Genomic DNA, 21496 nt, shown 5'->3' on the forward strand with positions numbered 1-21496 from the left:
CACACAAGGCGTTCTCACACTTCTATAAGGACATCCTGTATGCGTATCGTCGTTGCACTGGGCGGTAACGCCCTCTTGCGTCGCGGCCAGCCCATGACCGCCGAGAACCAGCGCGAAAATATCCAGACCGCTACCGCCCAAATCGCTCGAATTGCCCACGGCAACGAGCTGGTAGTAGCCCACGGCAATGGTCCTCAGGTCGGCCTGCTGTCGCTGCAAGCCGCCGCTTATACGGCAGTAGCCCCCTACCCGCTGGATGTACTCGGTGCTGAAACCGAAGGCATGATCGGCTACATGATCGAGCAAGAGCTGGGCAACCTGCTGCCACCAGAAGCGCCTTTCGCCACCCTGCTGACCCAGGTTGAAGTCGACCCCAAAGACCCGGCGTTTCAGAACCCGACCAAACCCATTGGCCCGGTCTACACCGAAAGCGAAGCCAAGAGCCTGGCCGCTGAAAAAGGCTGGAGCATTGCACCGGACGGCGACAAGTTCCGCCGCGTGGTAGCCAGCCCGAAACCCAAACGCATCTTCGAAATTCGCCCGATCAAATGGCTGCTGGAAAAAGGCACCATCGTGATCTGCGCGGGCGGTGGTGGGATCCCGACCATGTATGGCGAAGACGGCAAGCTGCGCGGCATCGAAGCCGTAATCGACAAGGACCTGGCCTCCTCGCTGCTGGCCCAACAGCTGGGCAGCGACCTGCTGGTGATCGCCACTGACGTGAATGCTGCCTTTATTGACTGGGGCAAGCCAACGCAGAAAGGCATTGCTCAGGCTCACCCGGATGAGTTGGAAAAGCTCGGTTTTGCCTCCGGTTCAATGGGACCAAAAGTGGAGGCTGCCTGCGAGTTTGCCCGTAAAACCGGCAAGACCGCTGTGATCGGCGCACTGGCGGATATCGAAGCAATCGTTCAAGGTAAGGCCGGTACTCGCGTCAGCACCGAAAAACCGGGTATCACTTACTTCTAAGTCCCTGGGCAGGCCCCGGGGTCTGCCCTTTTTCCCATAGCATCAAGGAGTACCCCTATGGCCTCGTTCGAACCCGGTCACCTGCATATCCATCGCGAACCGCTGCAGCCGGGCGACTTTGGGTATGACATCAAAATTGATTACCAGGTCGTTCAGGATCCCAAGGAAGGCAAGTCGATGCAGTTCGACATGCATGGTCAGATCAACCAGAAGGACTTCAAAGAGTCGTTCACCCTGCCCAAGGACCTGGCTTACAACTTTGCCCATGACGCATTCCAGATTGCCGTGAAACACGGCATTCCAAAAACCGCAGACATCCGCGCGATGCACGGTTACTACGACAAGATGTTTGCCGACGTCCTGGCCCAGCTCAACCACAAGCCTGGCGACCCGATCAAACCTGAACATCTGGAGTAATTCAGCCACTTGATGATGGCTGCGCTTTTGTGGGAGCGAGCTTGCTCGCGATGCAGGCAACGCAGTTTTACTGTTAGGCCGTGTTGATGCCATCGCGAGCAAGCCCGCTCCCACGGAATTTCACCTATCCTCCCCGCCAAGGCATACTGGCCATCCCCGCTGGCCAGAAGTGTTCCTTGTTCCCATGCGTATCCATGTCAGTTTTATCGACCGTGTCGGCATCACCCAGGAAGTCCTGGCCCTGCTCGGCGGGCGTAACCTCAACCTGGATGCGGTGGAGATGGTCCCGCCCAACGTCTACATCGATGCCCCGACCCTGAGCCCGCAAGTACTCGACGAACTGCGCGAAGCCCTGTTCAGCGTCAAGGGCGTGCAATCGGTGACAGTGGTCGACATCCTTCCCGGCCAACGCCGCCACTTGCAACTCGACGCCTTGCTCGCGGCCATGACCGATCCGGTACTGGCGCTGGACAGCCAAGGCCATGTGCTGCTGGCCAACCCGGCACTGGTGGCCCTGTACGGCCATGAACCGACCGGCGAAAGCATCGGCGAGCTGTTCACCGACCCCGGACTGCTCGCCGTGCTGCTGGAAAACGGCTTTCGCCTGCCATTGCGCGAAGTCACACTCAACGGCCATCCGTTGATGCTCGATGCCACGCCGATCACCGATGCGGGTGCCCTGCTGACCCTGTATCAACCGAGCCGTATCGGCGAGCGCCTGGCCGCGTTGCACCACGACCATGCCGAAGGCTTTGATGCCCTGCTCGGCGAGTCGCCTGCGATTCGCACGCTTAAAGCCCGCGCACAGCGTGTGGCCGCGCTGGACGCGCCCTTGTTGATCCAGGGTGAAACCGGTACTGGCAAGGAATTGGTGGCCCGCGCCTGCCATGCCATCAGTGATCGCTTTGGCGCGCCGTTTCTGGCCCTCAACTGCGCTGCACTTCCGGAAAACCTGGCCGAAAGCGAGCTGTTCGGTTATGCCCCCGGCGCCTTCACCGGTGCCCAGCGTGGCGGCAAGCCGGGGCTGATGGAGTTGGCCAACCACGGTACGGTTTTCCTCGATGAAATCGCCGAAATGTCCCCCTATCTGCAAGCCAAGCTGCTGCGCTTTCTCAATGACGGCAGCTTCCGCCGGGTGGGCGGCGAACGCGAGGTCAAGGTCAATGTGCGGATCCTCAGTGCCACTCACCGCAACCTGGAAAAAATGGTCAACGAGGGTACCTTTCGCGAAGATCTGTTCTACCGACTGAATGTGCTCAATATCGAAGTACCGCCGCTGCGCGAGCGCGGCCAGGATATTTTGCTGCTGGCGCGCACCTTCATGCAGCAGGCCTGCACTCAGATCCAGCGCCCGGTGTGCCGACTGGCACCGGGCACCTACCCGGCCCTGCTGGGCAATCGCTGGCCCGGTAACGTGCGCCAATTGCAGAACGTGATCTTTCGCGCTGCCGCCATTTGTGAAAGTAACCTGGTCGACATTGGCGACCTGGACATCGCTGGCACCTCGGTTGCACGGCAAAGTGACGGCGAGATTGAAACCCTTGAGCACGCCGTCGAGTCCTTCGAAAAGGCGTTGCTGGAAAAACTCTACGTCAGCTACCCCTCGACCCGCCAACTGGCCAACCGCCTGCAAACCAGCCACACCGCCATTGCCCACCGGCTACGCAAATACGGCATCCCGGGTAAAGCCTGACGCACTCATTCCCCTGTGGGAGCGAGCCTGCTCGCGCGTGAATCGACCCGTAATCACGGTCAGACCGCGTCGCATGCATCGCGAGCAGGCTCGCTCCCACAGAGCCCTCCCCTCGCCCGTATCGATATCACTCCAGTGGAGCGATATCGATACAGCCCCTCTAAACCGCAGCCACGCAAGGCTTTGATCCTCTTGAATTTTTTTATTGCCCTTGTGCTGTAGCGATTTCGCTACAGCACAGTTGTAAATCTGATCCTTATAAATACACAACTAATTGATATATATGGATATTTATAAACTGGCAGCCATTTTGCAATGAACTCTCAATAAGCTCGGTCTTCACGAGCATTTACCTGTGACCACCAGACATGTCTGGCCCTGAGGAGTTTCCATGAGCGAATTGCGTTTTACTGAAGACCACGAATGGCTGCGCGCCGAAGCCGACGGCAGCGTAACCGTGGGGATTACCGCGTTTGCGCAAAACGCTCTGGGTGACGTGGTGTTTGTGCAGTTGCCTGAGTTGCAGTCCTACGACAAGGGTGCAGAAGCCGCTACTGTTGAGTCGGTCAAGGCTGCCAGTGGCGTGTACATGCCTTTGGACGGTGAAGTGCTCGAAGTGAACCCCGCGCTCGACAGCAGCCCGGAACTGGTCAACGAAGATCCGCTGGGCGAAGGCTGGTTCTTCCGTTTCAAGCCCGCCGATGCCGATGCGCTCGACAAGCTGCTCGATCAGGACGCCTACGACCGCCTGATCAAAGCCCAAGACGACAACTGAGAACTCAGCCATGACTATCAATCTCAGCACTGCCAATGAATTCATCGCCCGCCATATCGGCCCGCGCCAGGCCGATGAGCAGGCGATGCTTGCCACCCTCGGCTTTGATTCCCTTGAAGGCCTCAGCGCCAGCGTGATCCCGGAAAGCATCAAGGGCACCAGCGTGCTCAACTTGCCGGCGGGTCAAAGCGAAGCCGATGCACTGGCCTCGATCAAAGCCATCGCAGCCAAGAACCAGCTGTGCAAAACCTATATCGGCCAGGGCTACTACAACTGCCACACGCCTTCACCGATCCTGCGCAACCTGCTGGAAAACCCGGCCTGGTACACCGCTTACACACCGTATCAGCCTGAAATTTCCCAAGGCCGTCTCGAAGCGCTGCTCAACTTCCAGACCCTGATCAGCGACCTTAGCGGCCTGCCGATTGCCAACGCTTCATTGCTCGACGAAGCCACCGCCGCTGCCGAAGCGATGACCTTTTGCAAACGCCTGAGCAAGAACAAAAACAGCCACAGCTTCTTTGCGTCCAGCCACTGCCACCCGCAAACCCTCGACGTGCTGCGCACCCGTGCCGAGCCGCTGGGCATTGAGGTGGTGGTCGCTGACGAACGCGAGCTGACTGACGTATCGATCTTCTTCGGCGCTCTGCTGCAGTACCCGGCAAGCAACGGTGACGTGTTCGACTACCGTACATTGGTTGAGCGTTTCCACACGGCCAACGCACTGGTGGCCGTTGCCGCCGATCTGCTGGCCCTGACCCTGCTGACGCCTCCGGGCGAGTTCGGTGCTGACGTGGCCATCGGCAGCGCCCAGCGTTTTGGCGTGCCCCTGGGCTTTGGTGGCCCGCACGCGGCCTACTTCGCTACCCGCGACGCGTTCAAGCGCGACATGCCTGGCCGTCTGGTCGGCGTTTCGGTTGACCGTCACGGCAAACCGGCACTGCGCCTGGCCATGCAAACCCGCGAGCAACATATCCGCCGCGAGAAGGCCACGAGCAACATCTGCACCGCGCAAGTGCTGTTGGCCAACATCGCCAGCATGTACGCCGTGTACCACGGTCCCAAAGGCCTGACCCAGATCGCTGGGCGCATTCACCAACTGACCGCGATCCTGGCTCAGGGCCTGAGCGCGCTGGGGCTGAAAGTCGAGCAAGAACAGTTCTTCGACACGCTGACTCTCAACACCGCCAGCGCCACCACCGCCCTGCACGCCAAGGCCCACGCACAAAGCATCAACCTGCGTGTGGTCGACGATCAGCGTCTGGGCCTGTCGCTGGATGAAACCAGCAGCCAGAGCGACGTAATCGCCCTGTGGACCCTGCTTGCCGCCGATGGTCAGACCCTGCCTGACTTCGACGCACTGGCCCAGACCGTGACCGGCACCCTGCCAGCCGCCTTGGTGCGCCAGTCACCGATCCTCAGCCACCCGGTATTCAACCGTTACCACTCTGAAACCGAACTGATGCGTTACCTGCGTCGTCTGGCGGACAAGGACCTGGCGCTGGACCGCACCATGATCCCGCTGGGTTCGTGCACCATGAAGCTCAACGCTGCCAGCGAAATGATCCCGGTGACCTGGGCCGAGTTCGGCAGCCTGCACCCCTTTGCTCCTGCCGAGCAAAGCCTGGGCTATCAACAACTGACCACAGAACTTGAGGCCATGCTCTGCGCGGCCACCGGTTACGACGCCATATCCTTGCAACCGAACGCCGGTTCCCAAGGCGAGTACGCCGGTCTGTTGGCGATCCGCGCCTATCACCAGAGCCGTGGCGAAGAGCGCCGCGACATCTGCCTGATCCCGTCTTCGGCCCACGGTACCAACCCGGCAACTGCCAACATGGCCGGTATGCGCGTGGTGGTAACGGCCTGTGATGCACGGGGCAACGTCGATATTGAAGACCTGCGCGCCAAGGCCATCGAGCACCGCGATCACCTCGCCGCGCTGATGATCACCTACCCGTCGACCCACGGTGTGTTCGAAGAAGGCATCCGCGAAATCTGCGGCATCATTCATGACAACGGCGGCCAGGTGTACATCGACGGCGCCAACATGAACGCGATGGTGGGCCTGTGCGCACCGGGCAAGTTCGGCGGCGACGTGTCCCACCTCAACCTGCACAAAACCTTCTGCATCCCACATGGCGGTGGCGGCCCGGGTGTTGGCCCGATTGGCGTCAAATCGCACCTCACGCCGTTCCTGCCGGGTCACGCGGCAATGGAACGCAAGGAAGGCGCGGTATGTGCGGCACCGTTCGGCAGCGCCAGCATCTTGCCAATCACCTGGATGTACATCCGCATGATGGGCGGCGAAGGTCTCAAGCGCGCTTCGCAGCTGGCCATCCTCAATGCCAACTACATCGCCCGTCGTCTCGAGGAGCACTACCCGGTGCTGTACTCGGGCAGCAATGGCCTGGTGGCCCACGAATGCATCCTCGACCTGCGCCCGCTCAAGGAAACCAGCGGTATCAGCGTCGATGACGTGGCCAAGCGCCTGATCGACTTTGGCTTCCACGCTCCAACCATGTCGTTCCCGGTGGCAGGCACGTTGATGATCGAGCCAACCGAAAGCGAATCCAAGGAAGAACTGGATCGCTTCTGCAACGCCATGATCTGTATCCGTGAAGAAATTCGCGCCGTTGAAAACGGCAGCCTGGACAAGGAAGACAACCCGCTGAAAAACGCTCCGCATACCGCCGCTGAAATGGTCGGCGAATGGACCCACCCGTACAGCCGCGAACAAGCGGTGTACCCGGTTGCATCCCTGATCGAAGGCAAGTACTGGCCACCGGTTGGCAGGGTCGACAACGTGTTTGGCGACCGCAACCTGATTTGCGCTTGCCCTTCGATCGAAAGCTATCAGGAAGCATAAGCAACCGGGTCATGGAGATCCAAATGTGGGAGCGGGCTTGCTCGCGATACAGGCAATGCGGTTTTGCAGCCAGACCGCAGTGATGCTATCGCAGGCAAGCCAGCTCCCACAGGGATCGAAGTTGCACTACACAATAAGAAACCGGAGAACCCTATGTCTTTAAGCGTGTTCGACCTGTTCAAGATTGGCATCGGCCCCTCCAGCTCCCATACCGTCGGCCCCATGCGTGCTGCTGCGCGTTTTGTCGAAGGTCTGCGCCGTGATGAAATGCTGCAACACACCGCCTGCGTAAAAGTTGAACTCTACGGTTCCCTCGGCGCCACCGGCAAAGGACACGGCAGCGACAAAGCCGTATTGCTGGGGCTCGAAGGTGAACACCCGGATACCGTTGACACCGAAACCGTGGCCGAGCGTCTGGCCGCCATTCGCAGCAGCGGGCGCTTGAACCTGCTGGGCCAACACCCCATCGATTTCAACGAAAAGTCGCACCTGGCGATGATTCGCAAACCCCTGCCCTATCACCCCAACGGCATGATTTTCAGAGCACTTGATGGCGCTGGAATTCAGATCCGCAGCCGCGAGTACTACTCGGTCGGTGGCGGCTTTGTGGTCGATGAAGGCGCAGCGGGCGCTGACCGCATTGTCGAAGACAGCACCGCACTGAAATACCCCTTCAAGACCGCCAAGGACCTGTTGCGCCATTGCGTCACTCACAACCTGTCGATCAGTGAAGTGATGATGGCCAACGAAAGCGCTTGGCGCCCCGAGGCCGAGACGCGCAGCGGCTTGCTGAAAATCTGGCAAGTGATGCAGGACTGCGTGAGTGCCGGTTGTCGCAACGAAGGCATTTTGCCCGGCGGGTTGAAGGTCAAGCGTCGGGCGGCTGCGCTGCATCGTCAGCTGTGCAGCAACCCTGAGGCCGCGTTGCGCGATGCGCTGTCGGTGCTCGACTGGGTGAATTTGTACGCGCTGGCGGTCAATGAAGAAAACGCCAACGGCGGACGTGTGGTCACCGCACCTACCAACGGCGCGGCCGGGATCATTCCTGCCGTACTGCATTACTACATGCGCTTTATTGGCGGAGCCAATGAAGACGGGGTGGTGCGATTTCTGCTGACCGCCGCCGCCATTGGCATTTTGTACAAGGAAAACGCCTCGATCTCCGGCGCCGAAGTCGGCTGTCAGGGCGAGGTCGGCGTGGCCTGTTCAATGGCGGCTGGCGCGTTGTGCGAAGTGCTGGGTGGCACCGTACAGCAAGTCGAGAATGCTGCCGAGATCGGCATGGAGCACAACCTCGGCCTGACCTGCGACCCGATTGGCGGCCTGGTCCAAGTGCCGTGCATCGAACGCAATGCAATGGGTTCAGTCAAGGCAATCAACGCGGTACGCATGGCCTTGCGCGGTGACGGCCAGCACTTTGTCTCGCTGGACAAGGTGATCCGCACCATGCGCCAGACCGGCGCCGACATGAAAAGCAAATACAAGGAGACCGCTCGCGGCGGTCTGGCTGTCAACATTATTGAGTGCTGATTTTCAAGGAGTCTCGAATGTCCACCGAACAACTGCTTCAAACCCCGCTGCACGCACTGCACCTTGAACTCGGTGCCCGTATGGTGCCGTTCGCCGGCTACGACATGCCCGTGCAGTACCCGCTGGGGGTGATGAAAGAACACCAGCACACCCGTGAACAGGCCGGGTTGTTCGATGTATCGCACATGGGCCAGATCCGCCTGATCGGCGCTGATGCAGCCAAGGCCCTTGAAACTCTGGTGCCGGTCGACATCATCGACCTGCCGGTGGGCATGCAGCGCTATGCCATGTTCACCAACGAACAAGGTGGCATCCTCGATGACTTGATGGTTGCCAATCTGGGCAATAACGAACTGTTTTTGGTGGTTAACGCCGCGTGCAAGGATCAGGACCTGGCGCATCTGCGCAAGCATTTGAGCGCCCACTGCCAGATCCAGCCGTTGTTTGAAGAGCGCGCCCTGCTCGCCCTGCAAGGCCCGGCAGCCGTCAACGTGCTGCAACGCCTGGCGCCAGAAGTGGCAAAAATGACCTTTATGCAATTTGCCCCGGTGACATTGCTGGGCGCGGACTGCTACGTCAGCCGCTCTGGCTATACCGGCGAAGACGGCTTTGAGATTTCAGTACCGGCCGATCGCGCCGAAGAACTGGCACGTCGCCTGCTGGCAGAACCAGAAGTCCAGGCCATCGGCCTCGGCGCACGGGACTCGCTGCGCCTGGAAGCTGGCCTGTGCCTGTACGGGCATGACATGAACGACAGCACCACGCCAATTGAGGCCAGCCTGCTGTGGGCAATCTCCAAGGCTCGCCGCGCCGATGGCCTGCGTCCTGGCGGGTTCCCGGGTGCCGAGAGCATCTTTGCCCAGCAGCAAAAAGGCGTGGCACGCAGACGCGTGGGCTTGCTGCCACAGGAGCGCACCCCGGTACGTGAAGGCGCGGAAATTGTCGACGCCGACGGCACTGTGATTGGAACTGTGTGCAGCGGCGGTTTTGGCCCAACTCTGGGCGCGCCCCTGGCAATGGCTTATCTGGACATCGCGTTCACCCCGGTGGACTCTGAAGTCTGGGCGATTGTGCGAGGCAAGCGTGTACCCATGAAAGTGTCGAAAATGCCATTTGTCGCACAGCGTTATTACAGAGGCTAAGCGTCTAACCTCAAGTAAGACAGTTGCATGTTTACACACTAACGTAGCATGCAACTGCTCTTGGACTGCACTAAGATTCGATAGCGAAAACACTGTTTTAAACTCGAAAACAATTGAACCTCTCTATGATTAATCCGCACTTATAACTTCCCGTTGCAGGTTAATAACCCGGTATCGCCCGCTTATTAACGGGGCTTGTATTTTCAATTCCAGTTTCGTAGAGTTTGCCTACTGTGTTTGCATGGGTCGCTGGAATCGTGACCTGGGCAGTAGCTCTACGTTTGCTACAACCCGTTCTGCGTCTCTTACTTTCCTGCAACCCAGCACCAGAACTCTTTCATGTGAAAGAGGCTGTCATTAATTGTTAGCGTCAAAGGAATTAAGAAATGTCCCAACGTCAGAGCGGTACCGTCAAGTGGTTCAACGACGAGAAAGGGTTTGGTTTCATCACCCCTGAAAGTGGTCCAGATCTGTTTGTGCACTTTCGTGCCATTCAGGGCAACGGCTTCAAAAGCCTGAAAGAAGGCCAAAAAGTGACCTTCATCGCAGTTCAAGGCCAAAAAGGCCTGCAGGCTGACGAAGTTCAACCAGAAGCCTGATCTCGCGCACAAAAGCCTCTGATGGTGACATCAGAGGCTTTTTTATGGCCGTAATTCCGTAAGATGGCTCTTTTCCTTCACGAGACCCTGCCATGTCGAAACAACCACTTAGCCCTCAAGGCGAATTTCCCGCCGTTGGCCTGGGGCGCCGCCTGGCAGCCATGTTCTATGATTTCCTGCTGTGTACCGCCCTGCTGATTGTCACCACCTTTATTTACAAGCTGATCATGATGAGCTTTATCGGCGAAGCCAAAATGAGGGCACTTTCCGAGGCCGGTGCCCTGGATGGCGACCCATTACTCTCGACCATCCTGTTTTTTGTCCTGTTCGGTTTCTTTGCCAAGTTCTGGACCCATTCCGGGCAAACCCTGGGCATGCAAGTCTGGGGCATACGCGTGCAAAATGCGGACGGTACGGCCATCAGCCTGTGGCAAGCCTTGTTGCGTTTTATCGTCTCCATCGGCTCATGGCTATGCCTGGGTCTGGGGTTCATCTGGTCGGTCTTCGACAAGCAAAACCGCACCTGGCATGACATGTATTCCAACACTCAGTTGGTGCGCATCCCCAAAACCAAGAAATAAAAAAAGCCCGTATCTCTCGATACGGGCTTTTTTGTTGCTGCGTTGCGAATAACAAGATCCAAAGGATCTTCAAACAGGGGTTGCTACGCAACCCATCGCAGCCCTCGGCAGCGGCTACAGATATCTATGGCTTACTCAGCCAGCTTGAAGGTTATGAAGCTGGCACGACCCTGACGCAGAACCCGCATCGACACCGAGCGATTCTTCGGCAATGCCTTGGCAATTTCAGTGAACTCCTTACCATTGGTAATTGCCTGATTGTTCAGGTGAGTAATCACGTCGCCAGATTGCAAGCCGATCAAGGCCGCAGGACCGTCCTGAACGTCGGTGATGATCACGCCACCCTTGATGTCGTTGGCTTTCTTCTGCTCTTCGCTCAAGTCGGCCACGGACACACCCAGACGGTTGCTGCTTTGCTCGGCACCCGTGCCTGAAGCGAGATCTTTCGCATCATCAGGGATAGCACCGACAGTCAGGTCGAGGTTTTTGCGCTTGCCGTCACGAATCACTTCAAGGGTTGCCTTGCTACCGGCCTTGAGAGCGCCAACCAGATGCGGCAAATCTGCCGACATGATGATCGGCTGACCATTCATGCTCAGAATCACGTCGCCAACTTGCAAACCACCTTTGGCAGCCGGCCCGTTATCAAGTACCTGTGCCACCAGCGCACCAGCTGGCTTGTCCAGGCCAAACGACTCGGCCAGATCCTTGTTGACCTCTTGAATCACTACGCCCAACCAACCACGGCTGACCTTGCCGCCAGCCTTGAGCTGATTGGCAACATCCATGGCGACATCAATAGGGATCGCGAAGGACACGCCCATAAAGCCGCCCGAGCGGGTGTAGATTTGCGAGTTGATACCCACCACTTCACCCGCCAGGTTAAATAGCGGGCCACCCGAGTTACCCGGGTTGATCGGCACGTCAGTCTGGATAAACGGCACGTAGCTTTCATTCGGCAGGCTGCGACCGATAGCGCTGATAATGCCTTGGGTCACGGTGTGGTCAAAGCCAAACGGTGAGCCGATGGCAACCACCCACTGACCGGCCTTGAGATCCTGAGACTTGCCCAGTTTCAGTACAGGCAGGTTTTTGCCTTCGATTTTCAGCAGCGCAACGTCGGAACGTGGGTCAGTACCAACCAGCTTGGCCTTCATTTCGCTGCGATCAGACAGGCGCACGATGATTTCATCAGCATCTGCCACAACGTGGTTGTTGGTCAGGATGTAGCCATCGGGCGAGATGATAAAGCCCGACCCCAAGGATTGAGCCTCGCGTTGCCGCCCACCTTTGCCACCAGGCGGCATACTGCGTTCAAAGAAGTCGCGCAGACCAGGCGGCAAGCCTTCCAGGTCGGGCATTTGCCCCATGCTTGATACTTTGCGCTCCGGCAACTTTTGCGTGGTGCTGATATTCACCACGGCTGGCGAAGCTTGCTCGACCAGTTGCGTAAAATCAGGCAACTGCGCTTCAGCCATCACCGGAACTGCCTGCCCGAGCATCAGCACGGCTGCAAAAATAGGTAAATAAGTTTTCAATCGAGGCATCGACATACAGCTCCCGTTAATAGCAGCAGAGTTAAGCGACAGGCACTAAAAAACCAAGTCCAAAGCATAGACCGTTTTTAAGGCCCCAGAAAACAAACAAGGCCAGAGCCCTTTAGGGCTCTGACCTTTATTAAAAGATAGAAAAATGGCAATTGGAAAATTGTCACCCGCCATGTCGACCCAGCCCTATGGTTTAGTCTGAGATTCGTCTTTACCGACACGCATTGAGAGTGCAATTCGCTCCGCAGTTCCCAGCGGGATTTCACCCACCACAGTGGCAATCATGTCACCTTGCGGGGTGGTCAGATGCCGTGAAACTGCAACTGTTGGCCCCAGTTGTACACGGGCATCGGGAACTGCAGTGCCCTGCAAAGGCTCAAGAAACACCGAAAAACGCGTCAAGCCATCGTCATACAAGAGGCTGGTGACTTCAGACTTGGTCCGTGGATCACGCCGCACTGTGCTGCTGATTTGCTCGAAACCGGGTGGCAGCCAGTCGGAATGCCAAGCATGGGCAGTAGTGACCACAGGGGCCGCCGTATCAGCCGTGGCAACGGGACGGCAAAGGCCTGTGGGCTTGAGTTCACTGTCATCAGGAGTGGTTGTTTCAAGGCTGGTAAACTGGAAACGCTCAAGCAGTTGCCCCTTGTCATTGAGCAACAACGACTTGAGAGGCAAACCGGTTTCACGGTCCAGATACAGTTCGAACCCATAACGATGCTGGTCGCGCGGGGTGAGTGAAATCACCGCCACCGGCCGACCTGCAACTCTTGAGTCGCCTGTTTTTGTCACTGCGTACCAGTCATTGAGCTTCTGGGTATCAAGCTGTCTGGCCGACACGGCACTGACATCTCCAGGCCCGGAGACCATCTTGCCAGTGACACACTCAGTGCGCCCGTCGGCACGAATGACCTCTTGTGCAGCGCCATCCAACTGCATCAAGCGTTCACGAACTTTCCCATCCTGCACGCGGTGCCAGATGCTGTGGGTAGAAAAACTACCGTTACGTTCGTAAACGAAAGTGCCCTGATAGCTGTGCTGTTGCTCGGCCTGCCCAAGACGTTTGAGCCAGTCCTGGGCATCATCGGCGTGTGCAGGTACAACAAACCAGCCGCAGAGCAAAAGCGATAACAGAGGTAGGACGCGCATGTTGGTCCTTAACGGTTTTCCAGGCTGGCAGCCCGAGCATATGGCAGAGGGCTTTCAGACCCTTTCAATGCCGCTTGCTGGGCGTGCTGACGCAGGTAACCTGGCAAACGCTGATCGTGCCAACCGGGCTGACCTTGCAGAACACCGTTTGCCATCGGACCTGTGGCCTGATCGGAGCTTTCGCTGTAGTTGGCCAGTACCGCAGGGCCTTTAGCCATCGGCGCACTCAGGCTCTGTGGTGCAGCCTGCTGAGCAAGCTGGGCACCAACGATGTCATCCTGGTTGTACAGCCTGACACCCGCCAAAACAGCAACGGTAACCGAAGCAGCAACGGCCAGGCGACCAATGCTGCGCCACGGACCACGAACCACCTTGGCCGGTACTTGTTCTTCGGCCAAGGCGGCCGAAACGGCAGATGCGATGTCCAGGCGCGGAATCAGCAGGTCCTTGTGCATCACAGCACGGGCCACCTGATAACGAGACCAGGTATCACGCGTTTGTGTGTCGTCAAAGGCATTCAATACCCGACGTAGTTCCAGTTCGTCCGCTTCGTTATCCATCACTGCGGACAGCGATTCCTGCAGGGCTTCACGACTCATGGCGGTTCCTCTCTTGGCTGTCGCCGCTGTCTCAGTTTTCCTGCAACAACGGTTGCAGGGCTTTATCAATGGCTTCCCGAGCGCGGAAAATCCGGGAGCGCACGGTACCCACCGGACATTGCATGACGCTCGCAATGTCCTCGTAACTCAGACCGTCGAATTCACGTAAAGTTAAGGCCGTACGCAAATCTTCTGGCAGTAGCTGAATGGTGCGATGTACGGTGCTCTCGATCTCGTCGCGGAGCAAAGCGCGCTCCGGCGACTCGAGATCCTTGAGACCGTGGTCACCATCGTAAAACTCAGCATCTTCTGAACTCACATCACTATCAGGCGGACGTCGACCGCGTGATACCAGGTAGTTTTTTGCCGTATTAATGGCGATGCGATACAGCCATGTGTAAAAGGCGCTGTCACCGCGAAAATTACCAAGTGCCCGGTAAGCCTTGATAAAGGCTTCTTGAGCGACGTCCTGGGCTTCATGGGTGTCGTGCACAAAACGCACGATCAACCCGAGAATTTTGTGCTGATACTTCAGCACGAGCAGATCGAATGCGCGCTTATCGCCGCGCTGTACGCGCTCGACCAGCTGCTGATCCTCTTCCTGGGCTAGCATGAATACTCCTCATAAGGCCGGGAGGAAGATTGCTTTGCTAATTGATCAGGCTTGCAAACATAGACTCGGGCTTTACACAAAAGTTCTCTCCCCCCTGGCAAGTTTCCTGCGCGCTCGGATTTGGCACGCACGAAAACGCAGCTCGGGCCTGGCCGGCTGCGTCGATAATCTTGTCGCCACATTCTGCTGTCGAGTCGAAAAACAAACCCCGCATCAAATTGAGCGCCGTTTCCCTGCATCAAGGGCAACCCTCTATGGAACGCTGAGCAGTACGAAAAGTTCAATACTTTCGTACGAAGTACACCCTGCGGCACCTCGAAAGCGGATCAGGGTTCGAGTCCCCCTGAGCCTTGACGCCCCTTGCAGATTAATTGTGAAAATCGACATGCAGACTACTCAAGTCTGAGGCACACTTCATGCCCGCTGTAATTTCACAATGCCATAAAGGCCCGGCCATTGTGCCGATCCCCCCTTCTATATACTAGTGGGCGCTTTTTTGCGGATGTCAGAAGAATGAGCCAACATTTTCAACATGACGTGCTGGTGATTGGCAGCGGCGCTGCTGGTTTGAGCCTTGCTCTCACACTACCCAGCCACATGCGTATTGCGGTCCTCAGCAAGGGCGACCTGGCCAATGGCTCGACATTCTGGGCTCAGGGTGGTGTTGCCGCCGTTCTGGATGACACCGACACGGTGCAATCCCACGTCGAAGACACCCTCAATGCCGGCGGCGGCCTGTGCCATGAAGACGCGGTACGCTTTACCGTCGAGCACAGCCGCGAGGCCATCCAGTGGCTGATCGATCAGGGCGTGCCCTTTACCCGCGACGACACCGTCGATCCCGAGCAGCCAGGTTTTGAGTTCCACCTCACCCGTGAAGGCGGCCACAGCCATCGGCGCATCATCCATGCGGCTGACGCCACCGGCGCCGCCATCTTCAAGACCTTGCTCGATCAAGCACGTCAGCGGCCCAATATCGAATTGCTTGAACAACGTGTCGCCGTCGATCTGATTACCAAACGTCGCCTGGGCCTCGAAGGCGATCGCTGCCTCGGCGCTTACGTGCTCAATCGCGCCACGGGCGAGGTCGATACCTTTGGCTCGCGCTTTACTATTCTGGCCACGGGGGGCGCGGCCAAAGTGTACCTCTACACCAGCAATCCGGACGGCGCCTGCGGTGATGGCATTGCCATGGCCTGGCGCTCGGGCTGCCGCGTGGCCAATCTGGAATTCAACCAGTTCCACCCCACTTGCCTGTATCACCCGCAGGCCAAGAGCTTTCTGATCACCGAGGCGCTACGGGGCGAAGGGGCACACCTCAAGTTGCCTAACGGCGAGCGCTTCATGCATCGGTTCGACACGCGAGGCGAACTGGCTCCGCGAGATATCGTGGCACGCGCCATCGACCATGAGATGAAGCGTCTGGGCATCGACTGCGTGTATCTGGATATCAGCCACGAGTCAGAATCGTTCATCAAGACTCACTTCCCGACAGTCTATGAGCGCTGCCTCGGGTTCGGCATCGACATCACCAAGCAGGCGATCCCGGTGGTGCCAGCGGCGCATTACACCTGCGGCGGTGTAATGGTCGACGAACATGGTCATACGGATGTTCCAGGCCTGTACGCCATTGGCGAAACCAGCTTCACCGGCTTGCACGGCGCGAACCGCATGGCCAGTAACTCGCTGTTGGAATGTTTTGTGTACGCCAAGTCGGCCGCTGCCGACATCCTTGCCCAACTGCCCGACATCGCCGCGCCCATAGCCCTGCCGAGCTGGGATGCCAGCCAGGTTACCGACTCTGACGAAGACGTGATCATCGCCCACAACTGGGATGAACTACGGCGCTTTATGTGGGACTACGTTGGAATCGTGCGCACTAACAAGCGTTTGCAACGCGCACAGCATCGAGTGCGCTTGCTGCTGGACGAAATTGACGAGTTTTACAGTAACTATCGTGTAAGCAGAGACCTGATTGAGCTGAGGAACCTTGCCCAAGTAGCTGAACTGATGATCAGGTCTGCCATGGAACGTAAGGAATCTCGGGGTCTGCACTACACGCTGGACTATCCAGAGATGCTGCCAGAGGCGAAGGATACGATCCTTACACCGACCTTTTGAGGCACTTTAAGAGACCTTAGCGTAGCACCATAAGGCACCGCTTTGTAACAGCTTTGGCTCACTTTTGTCCCAATGCTGGGGTCCTTATCGCGTGCCCGCAAGGGTCCTTATGGTGCGCCTGAGCGAGTGCGCGAGGGCCTATGGGGGTACTTGCTCCCGGAGTGCATTAAAGGTAGTCACTCACATTTTTCTGCCAAATTCTAAAAGACCCTCTTAGGGGTTCCTGTGTGAAGTCTAAATAGCCTGCAAGCCAATGGCCCACGAGATTTCACACAGGAACGCCCCACATGGCTGTCATTACATCACTCAGCAGATCATGGGTAAGCTCTATGAGCCCCTCAGGGACAGCCAACCCGCTGACTATGGCAATCATGGCGACTACCTTCCAGAAGCTGGGAGACTTAACGATAGCCTTGAGGTCAGCCAACCGAACATCTTTCGCATGGTCATAAGGGTCCTCCTTGAGCCAGCCATAAAAAGAAACGAAATAACATATCATTAAAAGAACCCAAGACTCCTCAAAGGGAGCCTCAGGGATACATCATTTAGTCAGCCAGGGTCACACGAGTGACCATAGGGAAATCGACCAGCTCTACTTGGAGCTTCTCTTTAGGGTCAGCAGGGTTTGCCAGCTTGAGCTGTACCTTGGCCTGTGTCACCACATCAGCCACACCAATGACCTCTACGTCCCACGCCATAGCGTTAGGGTTACGGGTCGCATGGATCTGCCACACAGCACCGTTGGAGTCCTTACGGAAGCTCAGTGAGGCCATGCCCTTAGGCAACATGAAGATGCCCAAGTCTGCACCCGAGTAGAACTGAGAGCCACAGCCCAAGAGGTCCTCTACGTCCGACAGGCCAGCACGCTGAGCAGCACGCTCAAGACCAGCAACTTCTTTAGCAGGGATCAGCAACACGAAGTCAGACAGCGAGGTGCCAACTGCTTGGTTGATGTTCATGGTAAGACCATCAATGATGTCCTCAGCGCGTTCGCGTGGGCTCTTAGAGAGACCTGTAAGGGCCTTGACCTCAGTGGACGAAGAGGTGGTCAGTATCTTGGCAATGGTCGCACCACAGGACATCTCGAAATCCTTCAAGAGCTTCTCAGCGGTCTGCGTCAAACCATTGAGGGTGAAGCCCGACATGATGTGATGGTCCAAGAAGGTCTGACGAAAAGAAAACAGAGCGGCCTGAGGGGTGGCCTCACAGAACAGGAAGTCACCAGCGACGGCCTCGCCTTTAGTGAAGGTCGAATCGTCATAGATGGACTTACGCGGGTCGAACTCAACACTTCGATCTTGCATCAGAACGATCTGCTGGGTGGTCGGCTCGGTGCCCTTAGGGCGGAACTCACAGGGAATCGCTTCTTCAGCGCCTTCTTCCCAGTCTCCACTGTTGAAGTATTCATTGAGACCATCTGTGAGGGCCTTAACGTAGGCCGCTGCGTCAGTGCCTGCACCACCTTTGATGGTGGTCTCTGTGTTGAACTGAATGGTCCCACCTTGTTCGGTGATAGCGGTGGACCACGCTGTAGGCTTAACGTATTCGTATGGTTTCATGTTTGATAATCTCCTGAATTGAATTCTGTTTAGGGAAGCCTTGAGAGGTCTCAAAGGCTCCTTGTGGCCGACTGTTAGTTACGGCGAGCTGCACGAATGGCGTTGCCGTGCTCACGGATAGCGGCTGCTTGCTTCTCTTTGGCCTCACGAGCACGAGCTACCTCAAGACGTGTCGGTGCCTTGTAGGATGCAAATCGGTCCGCATGGAACTGGGCATCACGTTGTCGAGCAGCTTCACGTAGACCAGCCGCATGGATCTCTTGGCGGGCAACTGAGGTTTGATCAGGGAATGCTGAGGTGCTCAGACCAGCCTCCATGAACTGCTTGATGATCGAAGTGATAGCGCCGTGGTTCTTGCCCACAGCAGCCAGCAGGCCTGCCAACATCACGCCTTCGGCATATGCCTTAGTCACAGTTTGGCCTTGAATAGTCAGGGTCTTATCGGTATGTACGATGTCGAGTTTCATATTGGGTTCTCCTTTGAGAGACCCTTAAGTCAAACCTTGCCGCCATGATCGCGTGACCAATGGGGAAAGGAGACCCGCACGGGATCAACAAGGTTTGCTTAAAGGTATTGGATTGAAGGTGGTTTCACAGTCCTGTGGGCGTTAACTTGGCGGGGACTGTAGGAATGCCTCTGTGCTGAATGGCGGACAGCAAAGAGGTTCCGGTGTGGTGCAGAGATTGCCCACTACTGACGCTTAGGGCGCCTCGTGGGACTTTGAGGAGACCATGGGTGACTGATTCCCGTGGCCTTAGTGAGGGTTTTTAAACGACAGTTCTCAGGCCAGCTTTATCGGCTGACTGCTCATCGGAATGGACAGGTCACAGCGAACAAGCGTCTTCAAACTGAGACCGTCTTCAAGAGCGTCCTTGAGCGCTTCCGTGCATCGCTGGTTTGTTATGAGGGCAATGTAGGGAAGCGTCACCGCGAGGTCATAAACAGTGCCCAATTCAGGATCACGCGAACGGCCTGGAGCATTCACCTTTGAGACCAAGGCGCGGATCGTAATGAGCGATGCCCGGCGTGGCTTGGTGAACACCCTGTTAATCAAGGCGAGCTCATCAATTGTCGGAATGGTTTTCTTAAAGTTGCTCATATAGCGAATCCCTTTAGGCCGTCTCTGGCTGCAAGGGTGGCTGCTTGATTTTCTGTGAGATTGCCTTTAGCGATAGCTGAGCGAAGGCCCTGTACGGTGTTACGGTGCCCCAGAGAGCTCCATTGGCACTTGTCATTGAATGTCATGCGCTTGAGGATGGATGCACTGTGATCGTTCCCCAAAGAGGCCATCTTGTCGGCAACGATGAGAGCAACTTCGGGTAGCTCAAGGATCGCCTCGAAGGCGTCATAGACCATATCTTTGAATTCATCCGAGACCCAGCCCGCATATTCAAGGGTTGCGCGTTTGGTCGCCCATGAGCCGGCACCATTAGAGCTGTGCAAATTTTGCATAGCTTCCATTCGTTTAGCCTGCTTGGTCCGCCACTGCGCAGGTCCGTTCTTTACTGGTAACTTTAAGGTTCGCCAGATGTCAGTTAGATCCCACTGCCCTGCATCATTGGCCTTGAATGCTTGACCTTCGATAATGATGACGTGCCCAGCGTGCTTATGTTTGATGTCAGTGATCATTTGTCTATTCCTCTTGTTTGCTCCCTCAGGTTCGCTCCCACAGCCCAGCGCAGAGACCCGACAAAGGTTCTGGACGGTGGCATGAAGAAGCAAACAGGAAGACTCTGCGATTATCTGTGTGATGCCCAGCGATGGGCGTGGTGTGTCTGTAGCCTTAGTGAGGGTTTTTACGACACAGCTTAACTAACTCTGTAGTTCTTCTTAAAGATTCATATAACAGGAAAGAGCATCTTAAAGTTTGTTCATTGAACTCTCTTAGAAAGAGGGTGATATTCATCACTAACCCTCTCTCATTGAAACTGGTCGATCTGGTGCCGATGCTTTTCCTTAAAGATGGTCTTGTAGTTCTTTTTAAGTATGCGGCATTTAATCAGAGGTCACGCAGGTCGTGATGTAGTTTCCTCAGCGCCTCTGTCGATGGTGGCTCCAACGTGTCCGTCCACGGTGACGCCCCAGCAATATAGAAGTCACCATTCATGGCAGCAATCAAGCATGCAGGGCTCGCTTTAACCAGTCTCGGCATTGCCAACTCGATAGCCTTCACGTATCGCTGGGACTGTCGCAGACCCAACCCCAAGAACTCCTGAACGGTTGCCGCTGTGATTACCGGAAGGCACGAAAGGATGCCGAACAGACGCTTCACGGAGAGCGGCTTAGAGGAACCACCTATTCCTATTGGTCGGTCGTGCCAGTCAAGCCGAGCGATCCCCTCAATGATGTCCGAAGCGAAGTATGGATATTGGCCAAATGCAGTTGACTGTCCAATGAGGCCCTCGAAAGGATTGACGATGTGAAGAGATGGTCGACCACGGCTACGCTTAATGGGTGCTACTACTGCTGGTGCTGAAGTTGTCATAATGAATGCTCCTAAGGTCAGTGGATTGCTGTGGCCTTAGTGAGGGTTATTAAATGACAATTGCTTCGGCGTTGTAGGAGCCAGTCTTGCGGATGGTCGGCAGGACCTCCTCGGTGACCCACTTGCGGAACGGCTCAGAGGCCGGGGCATGGCCTTTGAGAAGCATGTCATAGACCGTGCTTTCTGGCATGAGCACCGTTGTGACTCGCAATGAGCAGCCGTTAGGCTCTTTAGGAAGGCTTACAGTTTTGAAACCCGTAAGGCTCGACAGTGTTACGCAGCCATCTGGCAGACGCCGCTTAGATTGGCGAATGCTTGTGCTCGGATCTTTAAGGCCAGCCGCTCGGGCCACCTGAGTCGCCACAAACAATAGTTCATGCTCAGGGTGACCTTCCAGAACGTCCAGCTCGATGCCCATAAAGTTACGTTACTGCTATTGGAAAACGAACGCTTTGGCCGTACCGCCAAGAACATACCAGCAGTTCCGATTCAAACCTGACTCCTTAGATATAGTCACATCGATAATACCGTCTGCGCCCTGAGCGAAAGCGGCTACTTTCAAGTCGATCAATACAGCAGCCTCACTGGGCGCTTCCTCAACAAAACTCCGATGACACCGCCCTGCCGAAACCTCACTCACAATTTGCGCACCTATTGGCAGAGATTCGTACTCCTTGATCGTACGGACTGCCTCTCGCTGATCTTTCAGGCTTGCATAAGACTGTTCGTTCCCTACCTGTAAATTAGAAGAGTGGCTCCCACAGCCCGAAACCAGACCACATAACATAATAAAACCACCAAGATGTAGACGCATCTTAAGCTCCTTGAACTAATCGTACGATCATAA

At 56.6% G+C, this 21496-nt stretch carries 20 protein-coding genes; 10 read left to right on the forward strand and 10 right to left on the reverse strand.

The window, feature by feature from the left end:
- Positions 1-39: 39 nt before the first annotated feature.
- The 9 genes from arcC (at position 40) to V6L79_RS21920 (ending at position 10575) form a co-directional block, all read left to right on the forward strand.
- Entirely contained in the window at positions 40-969 is a 930-nt protein-coding gene (gene arcC, locus V6L79_RS21880) for a carbamate kinase (protein ID WP_261739380.1), read from the forward strand.
- 57 nt (positions 970-1026) lie between these two features.
- Positions 1027-1386 carry a DUF5064 family protein gene (locus V6L79_RS21885; protein WP_261739381.1) on the forward strand — a complete coding sequence of 120 codons (360 nt, stop codon included), beginning with the start codon at positions 1027-1029 and terminating at the stop codon, positions 1384-1386.
- 184 nt (positions 1387-1570) lie between these two features.
- The gene (locus V6L79_RS21890) at positions 1571-3079 is read left to right on the forward strand and encodes a sigma-54-dependent transcriptional regulator (protein ID WP_338579504.1); all 1509 of its coding nucleotides are present in this window, start codon (positions 1571-1573) and stop codon (positions 3077-3079) included.
- A gap of 391 nt (positions 3080-3470) precedes the next feature.
- Positions 3471-3854: a glycine cleavage system protein GcvH gene (gene gcvH, locus V6L79_RS21895; RefSeq protein WP_261739383.1), complete on the forward strand. Its 384-nt coding sequence runs from the start codon at positions 3471-3473 to the stop codon at positions 3852-3854.
- Between the two features lie 10 nt (positions 3855-3864).
- Positions 3865-6723 (forward strand): aminomethyl-transferring glycine dehydrogenase, encoded by a 2859-nt coding sequence (gene gcvP / locus V6L79_RS21900; protein ID WP_261739384.1) that lies wholly within the window; start codon positions 3865-3867, stop codon positions 6721-6723.
- A 153-nt stretch (positions 6724-6876) separates the two neighbouring features.
- Positions 6877-8253, forward strand: a complete 1377-nt coding sequence (locus V6L79_RS21905) for an L-serine ammonia-lyase (protein ID WP_261739385.1) — start codon at positions 6877-6879, stop codon at positions 8251-8253.
- 17 nt (positions 8254-8270) lie between these two features.
- Positions 8271-9395 carry a glycine cleavage system aminomethyltransferase GcvT gene (gene gcvT / locus V6L79_RS21910; RefSeq protein WP_338579505.1) on the forward strand — a complete coding sequence of 375 codons (1125 nt, stop codon included), beginning with the start codon at positions 8271-8273 and terminating at the stop codon, positions 9393-9395.
- A 386-nt stretch (positions 9396-9781) separates the two neighbouring features.
- Positions 9782-9994 carry a cold-shock protein gene (locus V6L79_RS21915; RefSeq protein ID WP_261739387.1) on the forward strand — a complete coding sequence of 71 codons (213 nt, stop codon included), beginning with the start codon at positions 9782-9784 and terminating at the stop codon, positions 9992-9994.
- 92 nt (positions 9995-10086) lie between these two features.
- Entirely contained in the window at positions 10087-10575 is a 489-nt protein-coding gene (locus V6L79_RS21920; protein WP_261739388.1) for an RDD family protein, read from the forward strand.
- Between the two features lie 131 nt (positions 10576-10706).
- Here the strand turns inward: V6L79_RS21920 and V6L79_RS21925 are convergent, their stop codons facing one another.
- The 4 genes from V6L79_RS21925 to rpoE all read right to left on the reverse strand — a co-directional run bounded on the left by V6L79_RS21925 (position 10707) and on the right by rpoE (position 14483).
- Positions 10707-12128, reverse strand: a complete 1422-nt coding sequence (locus V6L79_RS21925; protein WP_338579506.1) for a DegQ family serine endoprotease — start codon at positions 12126-12128, stop codon at positions 10707-10709.
- A 180-nt stretch (positions 12129-12308) separates the two neighbouring features.
- Positions 12309-13271, reverse strand: coding sequence for a MucB/RseB C-terminal domain-containing protein (locus V6L79_RS21930; RefSeq protein ID WP_321837577.1), 963 nt, complete (start codon positions 13269-13271; stop codon positions 12309-12311).
- An 8-nt stretch (positions 13272-13279) separates the two neighbouring features.
- On the reverse strand, positions 13280-13870 hold the full coding sequence (locus V6L79_RS21935; protein ID WP_261739391.1) for a sigma-E factor negative regulatory protein: 591 nt from the start codon (positions 13868-13870) through the stop codon (positions 13280-13282).
- 31 nt (positions 13871-13901) lie between these two features.
- A complete protein-coding gene (rpoE, locus tag V6L79_RS21940; protein ID WP_048359852.1) occupies positions 13902-14483 on the reverse strand; it encodes an RNA polymerase sigma factor RpoE in 582 nt (193 codons plus the stop codon).
- Positions 14484-14996: 513 nt separating this feature from the next.
- Between rpoE and nadB the strand changes: the two genes are divergently transcribed.
- A complete protein-coding gene (gene nadB / locus V6L79_RS21945) occupies positions 14997-16604 on the forward strand; it encodes an L-aspartate oxidase (protein WP_338579508.1) in 1608 nt (535 codons plus the stop codon).
- A 545-nt stretch (positions 16605-17149) separates the two neighbouring features.
- Here the strand turns inward: nadB and V6L79_RS21950 are convergent.
- The 6 genes from V6L79_RS21950 to V6L79_RS21975 form a co-directional block, all read right to left on the reverse strand.
- Complete coding sequence (locus V6L79_RS21950; RefSeq protein WP_338579509.1) at positions 17150-18163, reverse strand: hypothetical protein; 1014 nt, start codon at positions 18161-18163, stop codon at positions 17150-17152.
- A 74-nt stretch (positions 18164-18237) separates the two neighbouring features.
- A complete protein-coding gene (locus V6L79_RS21955; RefSeq protein ID WP_153380719.1) occupies positions 18238-18630 on the reverse strand; it encodes a hypothetical protein in 393 nt (130 codons plus the stop codon).
- 315 nt (positions 18631-18945) lie between these two features.
- The gene (locus V6L79_RS21960) at positions 18946-19263 is read right to left on the reverse strand and encodes a hypothetical protein (protein ID WP_338579510.1); all 318 of its coding nucleotides are present in this window, start codon (positions 19261-19263) and stop codon (positions 18946-18948) included.
- Positions 19260-19793 carry a hypothetical protein gene (locus V6L79_RS21965; protein ID WP_338579511.1) on the reverse strand — a complete coding sequence of 178 codons (534 nt, stop codon included), beginning with the start codon at positions 19791-19793 and terminating at the stop codon, positions 19260-19262. Before V6L79_RS21965 ends, V6L79_RS21960 begins: the two co-directional genes overlap by 4 nt.
- Positions 19794-20698: 905 nt before the next feature.
- Positions 20699-21067 (reverse strand): BRO family protein, encoded by a 369-nt coding sequence (locus V6L79_RS21970; protein ID WP_338579512.1) that lies wholly within the window; start codon positions 21065-21067, stop codon positions 20699-20701.
- 15 nt (positions 21068-21082) lie between these two features.
- Positions 21083-21463 carry a hypothetical protein gene (locus V6L79_RS21975; RefSeq protein WP_047281087.1) on the reverse strand — a complete coding sequence of 127 codons (381 nt, stop codon included), beginning with the start codon at positions 21461-21463 and terminating at the stop codon, positions 21083-21085.
- Positions 21464-21496 lie beyond the last annotated feature (33 nt).

This window comes from Pseudomonas sp. ML2-2023-6 (genome assembly GCF_037055265.1).
Classification (GTDB): Bacteria; Pseudomonadota; Gammaproteobacteria; order Pseudomonadales; family Pseudomonadaceae; genus Aquipseudomonas; species Aquipseudomonas kulmbachensis.

Excerpts from the sequence above, each read along its gene's own strand:
- arcC (WP_261739380.1), top strand. The coding sequence starts at position 40 with ATGCGTATCGTCGTTGCACTGGGCGGTAACGCCCTCTTGCGTCGCGGC.
- V6L79_RS21975 (WP_047281087.1), bottom strand. The coding sequence starts at position 21,463 with ATGCGTCTACATCTTGGTGGTTTTATTATGTTATGTGGTCTGGTTTCG.
- gcvT (WP_338579505.1), top strand. The coding sequence starts at position 8,271 with ATGTCCACCGAACAACTGCTTCAAACCCCGCTGCACGCACTGCACCTT.
- V6L79_RS21930 (WP_321837577.1), bottom strand. The coding sequence starts at position 13,271 with ATGCGCGTCCTACCTCTGTTATCGCTTTTGCTCTGCGGCTGGTTTGTT.
- V6L79_RS21920 (WP_261739388.1), top strand. The coding sequence starts at position 10,087 with ATGTCGAAACAACCACTTAGCCCTCAAGGCGAATTTCCCGCCGTTGGC.
- V6L79_RS21885 (WP_261739381.1), top strand. The coding sequence starts at position 1,027 with ATGGCCTCGTTCGAACCCGGTCACCTGCATATCCATCGCGAACCGCTG.
- gcvH (WP_261739383.1), top strand. The coding sequence starts at position 3,471 with ATGAGCGAATTGCGTTTTACTGAAGACCACGAATGGCTGCGCGCCGAA.
- V6L79_RS21915 (WP_261739387.1), top strand. The coding sequence starts at position 9,782 with ATGTCCCAACGTCAGAGCGGTACCGTCAAGTGGTTCAACGACGAGAAA.
- V6L79_RS21950 (WP_338579509.1), bottom strand. The coding sequence starts at position 18,163 with ATGAAACCATACGAATACGTTAAGCCTACAGCGTGGTCCACCGCTATC.
- V6L79_RS21970 (WP_338579512.1), bottom strand. The coding sequence starts at position 21,067 with ATGGGCATCGAGCTGGACGTTCTGGAAGGTCACCCTGAGCATGAACTA.
- V6L79_RS21955 (WP_153380719.1), bottom strand. The coding sequence starts at position 18,630 with ATGAAACTCGACATCGTACATACCGATAAGACCCTGACTATTCAAGGC.
- nadB (WP_338579508.1), top strand. The coding sequence starts at position 14,997 with ATGAGCCAACATTTTCAACATGACGTGCTGGTGATTGGCAGCGGCGCT.
- V6L79_RS21890 (WP_338579504.1), top strand. The coding sequence starts at position 1,571 with ATGCGTATCCATGTCAGTTTTATCGACCGTGTCGGCATCACCCAGGAA.
- V6L79_RS21960 (WP_338579510.1), bottom strand. The coding sequence starts at position 19,263 with ATGAGCAACTTTAAGAAAACCATTCCGACAATTGATGAGCTCGCCTTG.
- V6L79_RS21935 (WP_261739391.1), bottom strand. The coding sequence starts at position 13,870 with ATGAGTCGTGAAGCCCTGCAGGAATCGCTGTCCGCAGTGATGGATAAC.
- rpoE (WP_048359852.1), bottom strand. The coding sequence starts at position 14,483 with ATGCTAGCCCAGGAAGAGGATCAGCAGCTGGTCGAGCGCGTACAGCGC.
- gcvP (WP_261739384.1), top strand. The coding sequence starts at position 3,865 with ATGACTATCAATCTCAGCACTGCCAATGAATTCATCGCCCGCCATATC.
- V6L79_RS21965 (WP_338579511.1), bottom strand. The coding sequence starts at position 19,793 with ATGATCACTGACATCAAACATAAGCACGCTGGGCACGTCATCATTATC.
- V6L79_RS21905 (WP_261739385.1), top strand. The coding sequence starts at position 6,877 with ATGTCTTTAAGCGTGTTCGACCTGTTCAAGATTGGCATCGGCCCCTCC.
- V6L79_RS21925 (WP_338579506.1), bottom strand. The coding sequence starts at position 12,128 with ATGTCGATGCCTCGATTGAAAACTTATTTACCTATTTTTGCAGCCGTG.